Here is a 17,399-nt window from a genome sequence, read left to right on the forward strand (position 1 = left end):
CTTAGTCCTGACTGTCCAGAATCTCGCGCACCTTGGCGACCAGATCGCTGCGCGGCACCTCGAACTGGCTGGGGCGTTCCTTCCATTCCTCGAGCGTGGCGCTTTCGGCAATCTTGGCCCCCAGGATCAGGTCCTTGATCTGCACGATGCCTTTGGCTTTTTCGTCGCCGCCCTCGATCACCGCAATCGGAGAATTCCGCTTGTCCGCATATTTCAGTTGGTTACCAAAATTCTTGGGATTGCCCAGATAGACCTCGGCCCGGATGCCGGCATTGCGCAGCTCGGCCACCATCGCCTGATAGTCGGCCATGCGGTCGCGGTCCATTACGGTCACGACCACAGGACCGGTGGCCTGAACGCTGGTCCGGCCCTTTTCGCGCAGCGCGGCGAGCAGGCGATCAACGCCGATGGAGATGCCTGTCGCAGGCACTTCCTGCCCGGTAAAACGCTTGACCAGATCGTCATAGCGACCACCACCCGAGACGGACCCGAACTGCCGCTTGCGGCCTTTCTCGTCAAAGATCTCGAAGGTCAGTTCGGCCTCATAGACCGGCCCGGTATAATAACCCAGACCACGCACGACCGAGGGATCGATCTGGATGCGATCAGCGCCATAGCCGCCCGCGGCCAGCAACTCGCCGATCTGTTCCAATTCCGCAATGCCTTCGGCGCCGATCTTGCTGTCACCTGCGGCCGCGCGCAGATTGGCCAGCGTTCCAGCGGCATCATCGACCTTGGAGGTCAGGAAGGCGATCACCGGCTCGGCCTGATCTTCGGACAGGCCCACACCGTCGATGAACGCGCCCGAGGCATCCAGCCGGCCCTTGGTCAGCAACTCGCGCACGCCCTGCTCACCCACCTTGTCGAACTTGTCGATGGTGCGCAGAACGTCGTCGCGCGCTGCCGCGTCCGCGCCCAGGCCCATCGCCTCAAGCACGCCATTCAGAACCTTGCGGTTGTTGACCCGCACCAGATAATCGCCGCGCGGAATGCCCACGGTTTCCAGCGTATCCGACAGCATCGCGCAGATTTCGGCATCGGCGGCCATGCTGGCCGTCCCCACCGTATCCGCATCACACTGATAGAACTGACGGTACCGCCCAGGCCCCGGCTTTTCGTTGCGCCAGACCGGACCCATCGCATAGCGGCGATAGGGCGTGTGCAGATCGTTGCGGTGCTGGGCATAGACCCGGGCCAATGGTGCTGTCAGATCATAGCGCAGCGCCATCCAATCGCCATTGCCGCCCTCGTCAAACTCCTGCCAGGCGAACACGCCTTCGTTCGGGCGATCCACGTCGGGCAGGAACTTGCCCAGCGCCTCGACGGTCTCGACCGCACTGCTTTCAAGCGCGTCGAACCCGTAACGATGATACACGCCCGCAATCGTCCGCAGCATCTCAGTGCGCTGCGTGACTTCCTCGCCGAAATAGTCGCGGAACCCTTTCGGCGTGACGGCCTTGGGGCGGGGCTGTTTCTTGGGCTTGGCCATGTGGGGCGTCCTTGGGAGTGTCCTTGTTCCGCGCGCGGTCTATCCCATGGTCCGCATCGGGGCAAGGCGCGCTTTCTCTGGCCTTGGGCCAACTGTGTCGCTATGACCAGCGCAAGACAGGAGTTCCCCATGCAGCATCTGGAAGAAGAGATCGCCCATCTGACCCGTACCGTGGACGAACTTAACACGGTCGTCACCAGACAACAGTCGGAAATCGACCGGCTGACCCAACGGGTTGAAATGCTGTTGCAGCGCGAAGCAGAACGGGCGCAGGAAGGTTCAGGCGGCGTTGTCTTTGGTGACGAACGACCGCCTCACTATTGATGATTTAAAGCCCAAGCGTCGATTTTACCGCGTTGTCCACAACGCCGCCCAACAGGGCGTTTTCGTCCCCGGTGCAGCCCTCTTTCAAGGCGGCCACAAATGTTTCTCTCAGAGCCGCCTTTTCCTCATCCGAAGTCGCGTGGGCTTCGATGTCAACCTGACGGTTGTAAAGCGAAAGGGCCGTCATCTTCCCAACGACGTCCAGAATGTATTCTTCGTTCCCATCAGCCTCTTCGATAACAGAGGTGCAGGTGTGATACATCAGCGGCAGCGCGTCCTGCATCATCTGTTCGGCTTCCTCGTCGGCAAGGGCCAATCCGGGCGCTGCAAGCATTAAGGCGGTGGCGGCTGGCTTAAGCAAATTCGTCCTCATCCGGATGCTCCTCCGCTTACTTGGAATTCGCGCCGATCAGCGCACCGGCCACCGCTCCGGCGGCGGCACCTTTGCCGTCGCCGATCAGCGCGCCGACACCCGCGCCAATCACGGCGCCTTTGATCGTGTTTTCTTTTTTCTTGTCATCCGCCAGACCAGCTGAGGCTGAAACCAAAGCCAGCGTCGCTGCTGCGCCGAATAATATCTTTCTGAACTTGAGACCTGCTATTGTCATAACAACGCCCTCCCGTGGCATGACCTAAAGACATCTCTGTCAAGTCAGCCTAGCGGGGCACCAACAGTCTGGCAACAAAGCGGCGTCATATCTCTTCGACGGTCATGACGCCTTCAAGGGATTTGATCGCGCCCTTGATCTGCGGGTTGATTGGGAATTCACGTCCCAGTTCCATCTCAACATCGCCGGGCAGGCTGGGGTCCAGCAACATGAACTGGACTGGTCCCCGTGCAGCCCCTTTCGCGGCAGAGGCGGCGTCTTCCAACACCTTGGCCACCGTTGGTACGGCCTGTGCTTCGTCAACGTAGATTCGCAGCCCAGTTGCTCCGGCCTCGGCCACCAAGGAATCCGCAGGGCCAACAGAGCGGCCCAGCAGCTTGAGCTGATCGGCTTCCATCGTTGCCTCGGCAGTCAGCACGACCTGCGCGCCGGTTTCCAAAAACTCGCGGCACTTCTCCAGCGTGTCTGAAAACAGGGTGACCTCATAGGCGCCGGTGGGATCAGACATTTGAACGAAAGCAAAACGGTTGCCCTTGGCCGATTTCCGCTCCTGCCGCCCGGCGACAACCCCTGCCATCTTTGCGATAAGCGGACCAGACCGGGCCCTTTCCGTCACCTCGTCCAGCGTCATCACCTGTTTGCGCTTCAGCGCGGGCATGTAATCGTCCAGCGGATGCCCCGAGAGGTAAAAGCCGATGGCCTTGAATTCTTCGCTGAGGCGCTCGGCCGGCAGCCAGTCGGGCGTCGGCGACAGGCGCGGTTCGGGCAGGTCGTCGCCTGCCTCGCCGAACAGAGACACCTGATTGGAGTTTTTCTGTTCATGGATCGCCGCCGAATACTGTACCAAACGGTCAAGGCTTTCGAACACACGGCGACGGTTCTTGTCGAGCTCATCAAAAGCGCCCGCACGCGCCAGCATTTCCAGCGGACGTTTGCCGACCTTCTTCAGATCGACCCGGCGGGCGAAGTCAAAGAGGTTGACGAAAGGCTTGTCTCCCCTGCCCTGCACCACCAGGTTCATCGCCTCGACGCCGACATTCTTGAGCGCGCCCAGCGCATAGACCAGTTGGCCATCCACCACGTCGAAGGTCGCCAGCGAGCGGTTCACGCAGGGCGGCACGTAGGGCAGGCCCAGTCCCTTGCGGACCTCTTCGAAATACACCGCCAGCTTGTCGGTCAGGTGGATATCGCAGTTCATGACCCCGGCCATGAACTCGACCGGGTGGTTCGCCTTGAGCCAGCCGGTCTGGTAGCTGACCACCGCATAGGCCGCCGCGTGCGACTTGTTGAAGCCGTAGTTGGCAAATTTCTCCAGCAGGTCGAATACCTCGGAGGCCTTCTTGGCGTCCACCCCGTTCTTGGCCGCGCCGGCCTCGAATTTCGGGCGTTCGGCGTCCATCGCCTCTTTGATCTTCTTGCCCATCGCACGGCGCAGCAGGTCGGCGCCACCAAGGCTGTATCCCGCCATGACCTGGGCGATCTGCATCACCTGCTCCTGATAGACGATGATGCCCTGCGTTTCTTCCAGGATATGATCGATCAGCGGGTGGACCGAGGTGATTTCGCGTAGGCCGTTCTTGACCTCGCAATAGGTGGGGATGTTCTCCATCGGGCCGGGGCGGTAGAGCGCCACAAGCGCCACGATATCCTCGATACAGGTGGGTTTCATGCGCTTGAGCGCGTCCATCATGCCCGAGCTTTCCACCTGGAACACCGCCACGGTCTTGGCCGCGGAATAAAGCTTGTACGTCGCCTCATCATCCAGCGGGATGGCGTTGATCTGGTTTTCAGCCCCCTCAGCGGGCTCATAAAGTTCGGTGCCATCGGCGGCGATGTGCAAGGGACGCCCGGATTTGAAAATCAGGTCCATCGCGTTCTGGATCACGGTCAGCGTCTTCAGGCCCAGAAAGTCGAACTTTACCAGCCCGGCCTGTTCCACCCATTTCATGTTGAACTGGGTCGCGGGCATGTCCGAACGCGGGTCCTGATAGATCGGCACAAGCGCATCCAGCGGCCGGTCGCCGATCACCACCCCCGCCGCGTGGGTCGAAGCATTCCGCAACAGCCCTTCGACCTGCTGGCCATAGGTCAGCAGGCGGTTAACCACCTCTTCCTCGCGCGCGGCCTCGCGCAGGCGCGGTTCGTCTTTCAGCGCCTTTTCGATGGAAACAGGTTTCACCCCCTCAACCGGGATCATCTTGGACAGGCGGTCCACCTGCCCATATGGCATCTGCAGCACCCGCCCGATATCGCGCACGGCGGCCTTGGACAAGAGCGCGCCGAATGTGATGATCTGACCCACTTTGTCGCGGCCGTACTTCTGCTGAACATAGCGGATCACCTCTTCGCGGCGGTCCATGCAAAAGTCGATGTCGAAGTCGGGCATCGACACCCGCTCGGGGTTCAGAAAGCGTTCGAACAGCAGGCTGTAGCGCAGCGGGTCAAGGTCGGTGATCGTCAGCGCATAGGCCACCAGCGAGCCCGCGCCCGAGCCCCGCCCCGGCCCGACCGGAATGTCGTGATCCTTGGCCCATTGAATGAAATCCGCGACGATCAGAAAGTAGCCGGGGAAACCCATGCTTTCGATGATGCCCAGTTCGAAATCCAGACGTTCCTGGTACTCCTCGGGCGTCACGGCATGCGGGATCACGGCCAGACGTTTCTGCAAGCCGTCATTGGCGATGCGCCGCAGCTCGGCCACCTCGTCATCCGCAAATTTTGGCAGGATCGGGTCGCGTCGATAGGCCGTGAACGCGCAGCGTCTGGCGATCTCGACGGTGTTTTCGATGGCCTCGGGCAAGTCGGCGAACAGGGTCGCCATCTCTTGTTGTGACTTGAAGTAGTGCTGCGCCGTCAGCCGACGGCGGCCTTCCTGCTGGTCGACATAGGCCCCTTCCGATATGCAGATCAGCGCGTCATGAGCTTCGTACATGTCCGGCGTCGGGAAATAGACGTCATTCGTGGCGACCAGCGGCAGGTTCTTGGCATAGGCCATCTCGACATGGCCGCGTTCTGTCAGGCGTTCGGCCTCGGGCTGGCCATCTTCACCCGGATGGCGCTGAAGCTCGATATAAAACCGGTTGGGGAACATTGCCGCCAGCCGATCGACCAACGCTTCGGCCGCCGGGCGCTGACCCTGTTGCAGTAGCATTCCCACCGGGCCGTCAGGTCCACCTGACAGGCAGATCAACCCTTCAGATCGGTCGGCCAGTTCTTCCAAAGTGACCTGAGGCAGTTGCCCGCCCTTGTCCACGTAGAGACACGTGCTGAGTTTCATCAGGTTTTCGTACCCGGTCTCGGACTGCGCCAGCAGCACCAGAGGCGCGGGCGTCTTTGGCTTCTCGCCCGGCTGGGCCTGGACATAGGTCAGATCGACCTGGCACCCCATGATCGGCTGTACCCCGGCGCCGCTTGCGGTGACCGAGAATTCCAGCGCAGAAAACATCGAATTGGTATCCGTCACGGCGACCGCCGGCATTTCCATCTTCTCGCACAGGCCCGGCAGCTTTTTCAGCCGCACGGCGCCTTCCAGAAGGGAATATTCAGTGTGAACGCGGAGGTGGATGAATCGTGGAGAACTGCTCATGACGCCCAAGCTACCCCAGCCGGCTGCGCGGCAAAAGGCTGAACCGCGTTACGTTTGCCGCAAAAAAAATCGCCATTGATTATTCGGCTTTTTCAGAAGGTGCTTCGGGATTGACTGGGCGTCGCAATCAAAAACCGCTTTATTTACAAGTGGCTGCCCATTAATCAGAAAAGACGGTCACAGGCCGTATACGTCTAATGGTGTATAACAGAGGCGGTTTTTCTTGCCAGACAAGCCGCGCTGTTTCTAACATCTCATGGCAAGCAATTCGCCCGCCACTCTTTCTACGTCGCATCGAAGGAGGGCCACAAGGGCGCAACCGGGTAAGGCGACGGGTTTCTCGAATGAACATCGCGTTTCTTCTGAACGGAGAGACAGTGGAGCTGGCTGATGTTGATCCGACAGCCACCCTGCTGGATTGGCTGCGCGAAGATCGCGGCCTGACCGGCACCAAGGAAGGCTGCAACGAAGGCGATTGCGGGGCTTGCACCGTGATGGTGACGGATGACGAAGGCGCCAAGGCACTGAACTCGTGCATTCTGTTTCTGCCGCAACTGCATGGCAAAGCGGTGCGCACGGTCGAAGGTGCCAGCGGCCCGAATGGCGAAGCGCACCCGGTTCAGCAGGCAATGGTTGATCTGCACGGCTCGCAATGCGGCTTCTGCACACCCGGATTCGTCATGTCGATGGTTGCCGGGCACACGAACGGTGCAACGGACCATGACACTTTGCTAGCAGGCAACCTGTGCCGCTGCACCGGCTATGCGCCGATCATTCGCGCGGCGAAAGCGGCCGAGGAACAGCCCGTTCCGGTTTGGGTCAAAGATAAACCACCTGCAACGATTGCCGCTTCGCGCATGCTGCCAACCTCATCCGACGAATTGGCCGCCGTGTATGCCGAGAACCCGAATGCGACTCTGGTCGCTGGTGCGACCGATGTGGGCCTTTGGGTCACCAAGCAACTGCGCGAACTGGACCCGGTGATCTTCCTCAACCGCTGTGATGATTTGAAGAAGATCACGCTCGGCAGTGAAGAAGTCCGCTTGGGTGCAATGGTCGACATGAATCGCATGGCAGAAGCAATGGCCGATCTGCATCCGTCCTATGCCGAGATGATCCGCCGCTATGCCAGCGTTCAGGTCCGCCATGCGGCCACCGTGGGCGGCAATATCGCAAACGGTTCGCCCATCGGGGACAACCCGCCCGCGCTGATCGCGCTGGGGGCAACGCTGCATCTGCGCAAGGGCGACGAGCGGCGGTCGATCCCGCTGGAAGAGTTCTTCATCGACTACGGCAAACAGGATCGGGTTCCGGGCGAGTTTGTGGAAGCCGTCAGCTTCCCCCGCCAACCAGATCGTCTGAAGGCTTACAAGCTCAGCAAACGGTTCGATCAGGATATCTCGGCCGTCTGCGGCTGTTTCAACATAACCGTTTCGGAGGGCAGCGTCACACAGGCGCGCATCGCCTATGGCGGCATGGCTGCTGTTCCGAAACGGGCGACCCATGTCGAGGCCGCTTTGATCGGCAAACCGTGGACACGCAAGACCGTTGACGCCGCGCTGCCATCCTTTGCCGACGACTTTTCGCCACTCACGGATATGCGCGCCTCGGCCCTGTATCGACTGGAAACCGCCAAGGCGATGCTGCAACGGTATTTCCTGGAAGATCAGGGCGAGATTACCAATGTGCTGGAGGTGTCGGCATGAGTGTGACGCAAGCCCTGCCCCAAGACGCCGCCCCTCTGCACGTTTCGGGCGCGGCGCGGTACGTGGATGACATTCCGACACCCAAGGGCACGCTGCACCTGGCCTTTGGCCTGAGCCCGATCGCCAAGGGCAAGATCACCGCCATGGATCTGTCGGCTGTCAAAAACGCCGAGGGTGTCGTGATGGTCATGACGGCAGAGGATCTGCCGTTTGCCAACGATGTCTCGCCCTCGATCCACGATGAGCCGCTGCTATCGGACGGCACGGTGCATTATGTCGGTCAGCCCGTGTTCCTGGTCGTTGCCACCAGCCATCTGGCCGCCCGCAAAGCGGCGCGATTGGGCAAGGTCGACTATGCCGAGGAAACGCCGATCCTGACGATCGAAGAAGCGCTGGCTGCCGACAGCCGGTTTGAAGATGGTCCACGCATTTATGCCAAGGGCGATGCGGATGCGGCCATTGCCAATGCACCGCATGTGATCGAAGGTTCGTTTGAATTGGGCGGGCAGGAGCATTTCTATCTGGAAGGTCAGGCCGCGCTGGCCGTGCCGAATGAAGGTGCGGATATGCTGGTGCACAGCTCGACCCAGCACCCGACCGAGATTCAGCACAAAGTGGCCGACGCTCTGGGTGTTCCGATGCACGCCGTCCGGGTCGAGACCCGCCGCATGGGCGGAGGGTTTGGCGGCAAGGAAAGTCAGGGCAACGCTTTGGCAGTGGCCTGCGCCGTGGCCGCCCGCGCAACCGGCAAGGCCTGCAAGATGCGCTATGACCGTGACGATGACATGATCATCACGGGCAAACGCCACGCTTTCCGCATTTCGTACAAGGCCGGGTTCGATGAGCATGGACATATACAGGGCGTCTCATTCCTCCACTATGCGATCTGCGGCTGGGCGCAGGACCTGTCCTTGCCCGTGGCCGACCGGGCGATGCTGCACTCGGACAACGCCTACCTTTTGCCGAACGCCCGGATCGAAAGCCACCGCTTGAAGACCAACACCCAATCTGCCACCGCCTATCGCGGGTTCGGCGGCCCGCAGGGCATGGTCGGCATCGAACGGGTCATGGACCATGCCGCGCATGCGCTGGGTTTGGATCCCGTCGAGCTGCGCCGCCGGAATTACTATGCACCCGCGCACGCCGTGACCGACAGCACACCGACAGAAAAACCACTGGGGCATCCCGATCCGCACGAAGACCTGACCAGCCGCGGCGCCGTTGAAATGGGTGACGCACCGGTGCGTCCTCTGCCCGCCGGCGGCAACACCACACCCTATGGGATGGAGGTCAGCGATTTCGAACTGCACGGCATGACCGAGGCGTTGCTGAAATCCAGCGACTATGCCGCGCGCAAGACGGCTGTCGCGAAATGGAATGCCGAGAACAGTGTAATCAAAAAGGGCATCGCCTTTTCCCCGGTCAAGTTTGGTATCTCGTTCACGCTGACCCACCTCAATCAGGCGGGTGCGCTGGTGCATGTCTATCAGGACGGATCAGTCCACTTGAATCATGGCGGCACCGAGATGGGCCAGGGCCTGTTCCAGAAGGTCGCACAGGTCGCCGCGTCGCGCTTTGGCATACCGCTGGAGATGGTGAAAATCACCGCAACCGACACGGCGAAAGTACCGAACACGTCTGCGACGGCGGCATCTTCGGGCAGTGACCTGAACGGTATGGCGGTGAAGGCCGCTTGCGACACGATCCGCGACCGGATGGCCGCCTATCTTGCGGAACGTCATCAGGCCGATCCATCGACGGTCACGTTCTCGGATGGGCAGGTCTCGGTTTCAGAAGAACGCTACACCTTCGCCGAAGCCGCCGCACTGGCCTATCAGGGGCGCGTCAGCCTGTCGGCGACCGGGTTCTACAAGACGCCCAAGATCGAATGGGACCGGATCGCCGGGCGCGGTCGCCCTTTCTTCTACTTTGCCTACGGCGCTTCCGTTACCGAGGTGGCGGTGGACACTCTGACCGGTGAAAACCGCATTCTGCGAACGGATATCCTGCATGACGCGGGCGCGTCGCTGAATCCGGCTTTGGACATAGGTCAGGTTGAGGGCGGCTATGTACAGGGTGCAGGGTGGCTGACGACCGAAGAGCTGGTCTGGGATGACACGGGCAACCTGCGCACGCACGCGCCCTCGACCTACAAGATTCCGGCCTGCTCGGACCGGCCGGACATCTTCAACGTCACGCTTTGGGATGGCGAAAACCGTGAGGACACCATCTATCGTTCGAAAGCTGTGGGCGAGCCGCCTTTCATGCTGGGAATCTCGGCCTGGCTGGCGCTGTCGAACGCAGTTGCCGCCTGCGGAGACAGATACCCGGCCCTGAACGCTCCGGCCACGGCCGAAGAGGTTTGGCGCGGGGTCCAGAGGATGAAGGGAGGCATCTGATGGGATTTGACCTTGAGGCTTTGAGGGAGGCGGTCAAAACCCACGGGAAAGTGGTTCGGGTGGTCATCGCCGGGATCAAAGGGTCGTCCCCGCGCGAGGTGGGGGCTGCGATGCTGGTCTGGAAAGACGGGCAAAGCGGAACCATCGGTGGCGGTACGCTGGAATACCAGGCCGCGGAGGCCGCACGAACGCAAACAGTCGCCACGCGCCTGACGCATCACACGCTGGGACCGGACATGGGCCAATGTTGCGGCGGAGCGGTCTCGTTGTTCAGCGAAGTCTATGATCTCAAGAAGGTTGAAACGCTGGATGATACGATCATTGCACGATCAGCATCCGGTGGCGCCACGCCTCTTTCGGTCAAGCGAGTGCTGGCGGCAGCACGCAGTCAGGGCATTGCACCCGAACCACGCCTGATCGACGGCTGGATGATCGAACCGGTGCATAAACCGGCACGAAACCTGTGGATCTGGGGCGCAGGTCACGTCGGACGGGCGCTGGTGGATGTTCTGTCCCCCCTGCCCGATCTTGCGATCACTTGGGTCGATACCGGCCCCGAGCGCTTTCCGGACGTGATTCCTGCAGGCGTGACCGATCTGCCAGCGACGAAACCAGCCGAACTTGTGCGACATGCACCGCCCAATGCCGAGCACCTTGTGCTGACTTATTCACACAATCTGGATTTAGAACTGTGCAACAGGCTGCTTTTGCACGATTTCCGCTTTGCGGGACTGATCGGCTCGGCTACCAAATGGGCGCGGTTCCGATCGCGGCTGGCGGCTCTTGGGCATCCGCCCGACCGGATAAGCCGGATTACCTGCCCGATTGGTGACCCGTCGCTGGGCAAACACCCGCAGATGATCGCCGTGGGCGTCGCAGCGCAACTGCTGCGCCCGGCCCGGCAGAATGAGTTGAAGAAGGACCTGAGCGCGTGACCACTCCATTGCTGAGCCTGCAAGGGTTGACCAAAGCCTATCCCGGTGTCGTGGCCAATGATCAGGTGTCCTTTGACATCGGAGAGGGCGAAGTTCACGCCCTGTTGGGGGAAAACGGGGCCGGGAAATCCACGCTGGTCAAGATGATCTATGGGCTGGTGAAACCTGACAGTGGCACCATGCTGTTGCGCGGTCAGCCTTTTGCGCCGCCCGAGCCCCGCTCCGCACGGGCTGACGGAATTGCGATGGTGTTCCAGCATTTTTCGCTGTTTGACGCCCTGAACGTGGCCGAAAACATCGCCTTGGGGATGGAAAACCCGCCCGCCATGGGTGATCTGGCCTCGCGCATCCGCGAAGTGTCGGAAACCTACGGCCTGCCGCTGGATCCGTTCCGCACTGTCGGCGATCTGTCCGCTGGGGAACGCCAGCGTGTTGAAATTATCCGTTGCCTGCTGCAAGACCCGAAACTGCTGATCATGGACGAACCGACCTCGGTACTGACCCCGCAGGAGGTCGAAATCCTGTTCGAGACGCTGAACAAGTTGCGGTCCGAAGGCACGTCGATCTTGTATATCTCGCACAAGCTGGAAGAGATACGGACACTGTGTGACCACGCCACGATCCTGCGTCTGGGCAAGAATGTGGGCGAGTGCGTCCCCTCTGAGACCTCGGCCCGCGACATGGCCGAACTGATGGTGGGAACGGCCCTGCAAACCCCGGAACGTTCGGGGCGTGAATTTGGCGCAGTGACGCTGGATGTCAGCGGGCTGTCGGTGCCTTCTCCGTCAGAATTCGGCACCGCATTGCGCAACGTGCATTTGACCGTCCGCAAGGGCGAGGTTCTGGGCATTGGAGGCGTTGCGGGCAACGGGCAGGATGAATTGCTGGGCGTTCTGTCCGGTGAAATCCTGACATCTGCCGACGCGATCAAGTTCAACGGTCAGGCGATCGGCAAGCTGGGCCCGACCGCACGACGCAAACTTGGCGTGTTGACCGCGCCCGAAGAACGGCTGGGCCATGCCGCTGCCCCGAACATGAGCCTGACCGAAAACGCCCTGTTGACCGGGTCGGTTCGAGAGGGTCTGGAAAGCAACGGCTTTCTGAAATGGGCCGAGACCAAGAGCTTTGCGGAGAAGATCATCGAGATTTTTGACGTCCGGACACCAGGCCCGGACAACGCGGCGCGGTCCTTGTCCGGGGGGAACCTGCAGAAATTCGTGATCGGACGCGAAGTGCTGCAAAACCCGGATGTGCTGGTGGTGAACCAGCCAACCTGGGGCGTGGATGCTGCGGCGGCCGCGTCGATCCGGCAGGCAATCCTCGACCTGGCGGCAAAGGGAACGGCAGTTGTCTGCATCTCTCAGGATCTGGATGAGTTGATGGAAATCTCGGACAGCTTTGCTGCGCTGAACGAGGGCCGCCTGAGCGCGCCACGTCCGACAACCGGACTGACGGTGGACGAAATCGGGCTGATGATGGGCGGTGCCCACGGAATGGAGGTGGCGCATGTTTGATCTGTTGGGCCGCCTTCGGCGAGAGCATTTGAAAAAAGATGAAGAAGTCAGGGGAACGAGCTGATGATTGTGCTGGAGAAACGTCCTCAGCCTTCCAGGGTCTGGTCTTATGCAACGCCGTTGGTTGCAGTTTTGGCGACGATGTTTTTTGGCGGAGTACTGTTCGCCATACTGGGCAAGAATCCGGTTGAGGCCATCGGCACCATCTTCTGGGAACCTCTTTTTGGTGAATTCGCCTTTTATTATCGCCCACAGCTGCTGGTGAAAGGCGCTCCGCTGGTGCTTATCGCCATCGGTCTGTCGCTGGGCTTTCGTGCAGGCATCTGGAACATCGGGGCCGAGGGGCAGTATATTATGGGCGCCATCTTCGGTGCGGGTGCCGGGCTGGCCTTTTACCCTTTGGATGCCTTCTATATCTTTCCGATCATGGTGATTGCCGGCGCCTTCGGCGGCTGGTTGTGGGCCATGATCCCCGCCTTCCTGAAGGTGCGTTTCGGCACCAACGAAATTCTCGTCTCGTTGATGCTGGTCTATGTGGCCGAGCAGATGCTGGCCTCGGTTTCTCTGGGTTTGCTGAAGAACCCCGAAGGGTTTGGCTTCCCGGGGTCCCGCAATCTGCAATCCTATGACAGTGCGCACAATGCCGAACTGATCGCCGGATCCGGCATGCACTGGGGTGTTGTGACCGCGTTGATCGCAGTGATCTTTGCCTATGTCCTGCTGAACCGGCACATGCTGGGCTTTCACATCCGCCTGACCGGTGAAGCACCGCGCGCCGCGAAATTTGCGGGTGTGAACCCGGCCCGGTTGATCCTGTTCTGTCTGGGTCTGTCCGGCGCGCTTGCAGGACTTGCAGGCATGTTCGAGGTTTCCGGCCCTTCAGGCGTTGTCAGCATCGATTTCAACGTGGGCTACGGTTTCACTGCTATCATCGTGGCCTTTTTGGGCCGTCTGCACCCTGTGGGCATTCTGCTGGCCGGTGGACTGATGGCGCTGACCTATATCGGCGGTGAAATCGCGCAGTCGCAGCTGGGGCTGCCTGCCGCTGCCATTCAGGTGTTCCAGGGCATGCTGCTGTTCTTCCTGCTGGCCTTCGACCTATTGACCAACTACCGCATCCGTGCGGCCCGTAACGAGGTGGCGTGACCCATGGACCTTGGTGAAATCAATCCCGTACTTCTGGTCGCTTCACTGATGGTGGCCGCGACCCCCTTGCTGCTGGCCGCGATCGGAGAGCTGGTCGTTGAGAAAGCAGGCGTTCTGAACCTCGGCGTCGAAGGCATGATGATTGTCGGTGCGATCAGCGGCTTCGCGATTTCGGTCGAGACCGGCTCGCCCTGGCTGGGCTTTGTTGCTGCCGCGATCGGCGGCGCCGTTCTATCGCTGCTGTTCGTCTTGCTGACGCAGTTTGCGCTGGCCAATCAGGTGGCCAGTGGTCTGGCGCTGACCCTGTTTGGTCTGGGGTTCAGCGCGTTGATGGGGCAAAGCTATGTGGGGATCAAACCCCCCAGTATGGGCGACATCCATATTCCGCTGATCAGCGATATTCCGGTTGTCGGTCCGATCCTGTTTCAACATGACCCGATCCTGTATGTCGGCATCGCGATCACGGCGGCCGTCTGGGCGGTGCTGAAATACACCCGTCTTGGTCTGATCCTGCGGGCCGTCGGTGAAAACCACGATGCCGCGCATGCGCTTGGCTACAAGGTGATCAAGATCCGCATTCTGGCCATCATGTTCGGCGGCGCCTGCGCTGGTCTGGGCGGGGCCTATATCAGCCTGATCCGCGTGCCGCAGTGGACCGAGGGCATGACCGCCGGTGTCGGCTGGATCGCACTGGCCCTTGTTGTCTTTGCGAGCTGGAAGCCGTGGCGGGTCCTGCTGGGTGCCTATTTGTTCGGCGGCATTACCGTGTTGCAGCTTAATTTGCAGGCAGCGGGCGTTGCCATTCCCGTCGAGTATCTGGCAATGTCGCCCTATATCATCACGATCCTTGTGCTTGTGATCCTTTCGGCCGACAAGAGCAGCGCACCTGCCTCGCTGGGCCGGACCTTCCATGCCTCACACTAGGGGCCAACAGTACCAACTTGGGGAGTAACACATGAAATTCACTACACTTCTGACGAGCGCCGCCATGGCGCTGGGCCTGGCCTCGGGGGCCATGGCCGAAGACAAGACCAAGGTCGGTTTCGTCTATGTCGGCCCGGTCGGCGATGGCGGCTGGACCTATGAACATGACAAGGGCCGGCAGGCCGTTGAAAAAGAGTTCGGCGACAAGGTTGAAACCGTATTCGTTGAATCCGTTCCCGAAGGCCCAGATGCCGAGCGTGTGATGACCCAGATGGCGCTGGAAGGCGCGGATCTGATCTTTACCACCTCGTTTGGCTACATGGACCCGACCATCAACGTGGCCAAGAAATTCCCGGACGTGAAGTTCGAGCACGCAACCGGCTATAAAACCGCCGACAACGTCTCGGTCTACTCGGCCCGTTTCTACGAAGGTCGCGCGGTTCAGGGCCACATCGCCGGTAAAATGACCAAGTCGAACATCATCGGCTATATCGGCTCCTACCCGATCCCCGAGGTGATCCGTGGCATCAACTCGGCCTATATCCACGCCAAGAAGGTGAACCCGGATGTCGAGTTCAAGATCGTCTGGGCCTATACGTGGTTCGACCCGGCGAAAGAAGCTGACGCCGCCACCGTTTTGATCGAGCAGGGCGCGGACGTAATCCTGCAACACACCGATTCGACAGCGCCGCAAGCAGCAGCGCAAGAGGCCGGCAATGTGATCACCTTCGGTCAGGCGTCGGACATGAGCGAGTACGCACCGCTTCCGCGTGTGTCATCGATCATCGACAACTGGGCCCCCTATTACATCGCGCGGACAAAAGCCGTAATGGACGGAACCTGGACGTCTTCCAACACCTGGGACGGTATCGGAGCAGGAATGGTTGAAATCGGCGAGATTTCGGACGCGGTTCCCGCAGATGTCAAGGAAGAGGCTCTGGCCCTGAAGGCGGCCCTTGCAGATGGCAGCTATCACGCGTTCACCGGTCCGCTGAAGAAGCAGGACGGCAGTGACTGGCTGGCTGAAGGCGAAACCGCTGACGATGGCACGCTGGCAGGCATGAACTTCTATGTTGAAGGGCTGGAAGGCGAAATTCCGCAGTAAGCTGTATCGTCAAGGAACGGAAAGGGCCCGCAATCCGTGTGCGGGCCCTTTTTTGTGCTATGTGCACCTGAGGTGCCGAACAACGAAGAGATTACCTGGTCAGCGCAATCGAGCTCAGATCCATCACGCCCTGCCCTGTCTTCGCCACCCCACCACGCTGAGACAGGCAAACAAGACTGCGGCGACGCAGACAATTGATGGCCCCGCCGGAGTATCGAACACATAAGCTGCCCGTAACCCCGCAACTGAGGACATCGCGCCTATTGCTGCCGCTATCAACGCCATTGATTCGGGCGATCGGGCCAGATTTCGTGCCGCCGCCGCGGGAATGATCAGCATCGCCGCGATCAGCAATACCCCCACGACCTTGATCGCAACAGCCACGGTCACCGCCAGAGACAGTGTCAGAATCAACTGTTCCCGCCTCGGGTCGAACCCACTGGCATAGGCCAGTTCCTCGTTCAATGTAGCCGTCAAAAGCTGAGCCCATCGCCAGGCGATCAGCGCCACGACAAGCGCCGCGCCGCCCCAGATCACAAGCAGATCCGAACGGGATACCGCAAGAATATCGCCGAATAGATATGCCATCAAATCAATGCGGACGCCGGACAAAAACGAAACGGCAACCAGACCGAAAGCCAAGGCGGAATGCGCCAGGACCCCCAGCAGCGTGTCCATCGCATAGCCACGACCCGCCAACAAAGTGACCGTCAGCGCCATAATCAGTGCAACGGCCAGCGCTCCGGTGAAGATCGACATCTGAAAGGTCAGCGACAGGGCCACGCCCAGAATTGCGGCATGTGCGGTTGCGTCACCGAAATACGCCATGCGGCGCCACACCACGAAACACCCAAGAGGAGCAGCCGCAAACGCAACACCGATACCTGCGAGCGTTGCCCGCATCATGAAATCGTCAAGCATCATTCCGCCGCTTCCTGAGGGTTTGCATCATGGTCGTGATTGTGATCGTGCTCGTGCCGGTACAGGGCAAGCGCACCGCCTGTTCCCGTTCCGAACAAGGCCCGGTATTCGGGTGCCGAAGCGACCACCGCCGGCGATCCTTCACAGCAGACATGCCCGTTGAGACAAATCACCCTGTCCGAGGCGCTCATGACCACGTGCAATTCGTGACTGATCATCAGGATTGCACATCCGGTTTCGCGGCGTACGGCCTCGATTTGCTGGTAGAAACTCGCCGATCCGCGCTGGTCCAACCCCTGGGTTGCCTCATCCAGCAGCAGAAGGTCAGGCTGGTTGATCAACGCCCGCGCCAGCAACACACGCTGAAACTGCCCGCCGGACAGTTGCGACATCTGACGTTTCAACAGATCCGGGACGCCCGCTTTTTCCAATGCCTCGACGCACTGACGGCCGGAGACACGGTCTGTCAGTCGCATGAATCGCTCGACCGAGATTGGCAGCGTGGGATCCACGTGCAGTTTCTGCGGCACGTACCCGATCTTCAATCCGGGTTTCAGCAATACATGCCCGGCACTTGGCCTGGTCGCACCGATGATGGCGCGCAACAGGCTGGTTTTTCCCGACCCGTTCGGCCCGACGATGGTGACGATCTCGCCGGGTTCGACAGCCATGTCCACATGGCTGAGAACAGTGTTTGAACCATAGCGAACACTGAGATTCTCGACAGAGACGAGCGTCATTT

General features: G+C 60.5%; 14 protein-coding genes. 8 read left to right on the top strand and 6 right to left on the bottom strand.

What is annotated here, in order from left to right; all coding sequences use genetic code 11:
* Nucleotide 1: 1 nt before the first annotated feature.
* Nucleotides 2-1,489 carry a histidine--tRNA ligase gene (hisS, locus tag GOW04_RS09225; RefSeq protein ID WP_171232328.1) on the bottom strand — a complete coding sequence of 496 codons (1,488 nt, stop codon included), beginning with the start codon at nucleotides 1,487-1,489 and terminating at the stop codon, nucleotides 2-4.
* Nucleotides 1,490-1,618: 129 nt separating this feature from the next.
* Between hisS and GOW04_RS09230 the strand changes: the two genes are divergently transcribed.
* On the top strand, nucleotides 1,619-1,813 hold the full coding sequence (locus GOW04_RS09230) for a SlyX family protein (RefSeq protein ID WP_152460143.1): 195 nt from the start codon (nucleotides 1,619-1,621) through the stop codon (nucleotides 1,811-1,813).
* 4 nt (nucleotides 1,814-1,817) lie between these two features.
* Here GOW04_RS09230 and GOW04_RS09235 read toward each other — a convergent pair whose 3' ends face one another.
* From GOW04_RS09235 to dnaE, 3 genes are all read right to left on the bottom strand, one after another.
* Nucleotides 1,818-2,186, bottom strand: coding sequence for a hypothetical protein (locus GOW04_RS09235; protein WP_253283557.1), 369 nt, complete (start codon nucleotides 2,184-2,186; stop codon nucleotides 1,818-1,820).
* 16 nt (nucleotides 2,187-2,202) lie between these two features.
* The gene (locus GOW04_RS09240) at nucleotides 2,203-2,421 is read right to left on the bottom strand and encodes a hypothetical protein (RefSeq protein ID WP_171172726.1); all 219 of its coding nucleotides are present in this window, start codon (nucleotides 2,419-2,421) and stop codon (nucleotides 2,203-2,205) included.
* Between the two features lie 85 nt (nucleotides 2,422-2,506).
* Nucleotides 2,507-6,007 carry a DNA polymerase III subunit alpha gene (gene dnaE / locus GOW04_RS09245; RefSeq protein ID WP_171232329.1) on the bottom strand — a complete coding sequence of 1,167 codons (3,501 nt, stop codon included), beginning with the start codon at nucleotides 6,005-6,007 and terminating at the stop codon, nucleotides 2,507-2,509.
* 344 nt (nucleotides 6,008-6,351) lie between these two features.
* On the opposite strand from dnaE, the gene xdhA reads away from it, so the two are divergent.
* From xdhA to GOW04_RS09280, 7 genes are all read left to right on the top strand, one after another.
* Entirely contained in the window at nucleotides 6,352-7,713 is a 1,362-nt protein-coding gene (gene xdhA / locus GOW04_RS09250) for a xanthine dehydrogenase small subunit (RefSeq protein ID WP_171232330.1), read from the top strand.
* Complete coding sequence (gene xdhB / locus GOW04_RS09255) at nucleotides 7,710-10,112, top strand: xanthine dehydrogenase molybdopterin binding subunit (protein WP_171232331.1); 2,403 nt, start codon at nucleotides 7,710-7,712, stop codon at nucleotides 10,110-10,112. The genes xdhA and xdhB overlap by 4 nt, the downstream gene beginning before the upstream one ends.
* Nucleotides 10,112-11,047, top strand: coding sequence for a xanthine dehydrogenase accessory protein XdhC (gene xdhC, locus GOW04_RS09260; RefSeq protein WP_171232332.1), 936 nt, complete (start codon nucleotides 10,112-10,114; stop codon nucleotides 11,045-11,047). The genes xdhB and xdhC overlap by 1 nt, the downstream gene beginning before the upstream one ends.
* A complete protein-coding gene (locus GOW04_RS09265) occupies nucleotides 11,044-12,561 on the top strand; it encodes an ABC transporter ATP-binding protein (RefSeq protein ID WP_152460137.1) in 1,518 nt (505 codons plus the stop codon). Before xdhC ends, GOW04_RS09265 begins: the two co-directional genes overlap by 4 nt.
* A 63-nt stretch (nucleotides 12,562-12,624) precedes the next feature.
* Complete coding sequence (locus tag GOW04_RS09270) at nucleotides 12,625-13,707, top strand: ABC transporter permease (protein ID WP_152460136.1); 1,083 nt, start codon at nucleotides 12,625-12,627, stop codon at nucleotides 13,705-13,707.
* A gap of 3 nt (nucleotides 13,708-13,710) precedes the next feature.
* Nucleotides 13,711-14,631: an ABC transporter permease gene (locus GOW04_RS09275; protein WP_171232333.1), complete on the top strand. Its 921-nt coding sequence runs from the start codon at nucleotides 13,711-13,713 to the stop codon at nucleotides 14,629-14,631.
* Nucleotides 14,632-14,662: 31 nt separating this feature from the next.
* Nucleotides 14,663-15,736 carry a BMP family ABC transporter substrate-binding protein gene (locus GOW04_RS09280; protein ID WP_152460134.1) on the top strand — a complete coding sequence of 358 codons (1,074 nt, stop codon included), beginning with the start codon at nucleotides 14,663-14,665 and terminating at the stop codon, nucleotides 15,734-15,736.
* Between the two features lie 123 nt (nucleotides 15,737-15,859).
* On the opposite strand, the gene GOW04_RS09285 is transcribed toward GOW04_RS09280, so the two are convergent.
* Nucleotides 15,860-16,657, bottom strand: coding sequence for a metal ABC transporter permease (locus GOW04_RS09285; RefSeq protein ID WP_171232476.1), 798 nt, complete (start codon nucleotides 16,655-16,657; stop codon nucleotides 15,860-15,862).
* On the bottom strand, nucleotides 16,657-17,397 hold the full coding sequence (locus GOW04_RS09290; protein ID WP_171232334.1) for a metal ABC transporter ATP-binding protein: 741 nt from the start codon (nucleotides 17,395-17,397) through the stop codon (nucleotides 16,657-16,659). Before GOW04_RS09290 ends, GOW04_RS09285 begins: the two co-directional genes overlap by 1 nt.
* Nucleotides 17,398-17,399 lie beyond the last annotated feature (2 nt).

The organism is Ruegeria sp. HKCCA4812 (assembly GCF_013034245.1).
GTDB lineage: Bacteria > Pseudomonadota > Alphaproteobacteria > Rhodobacterales > Rhodobacteraceae > Ruegeria.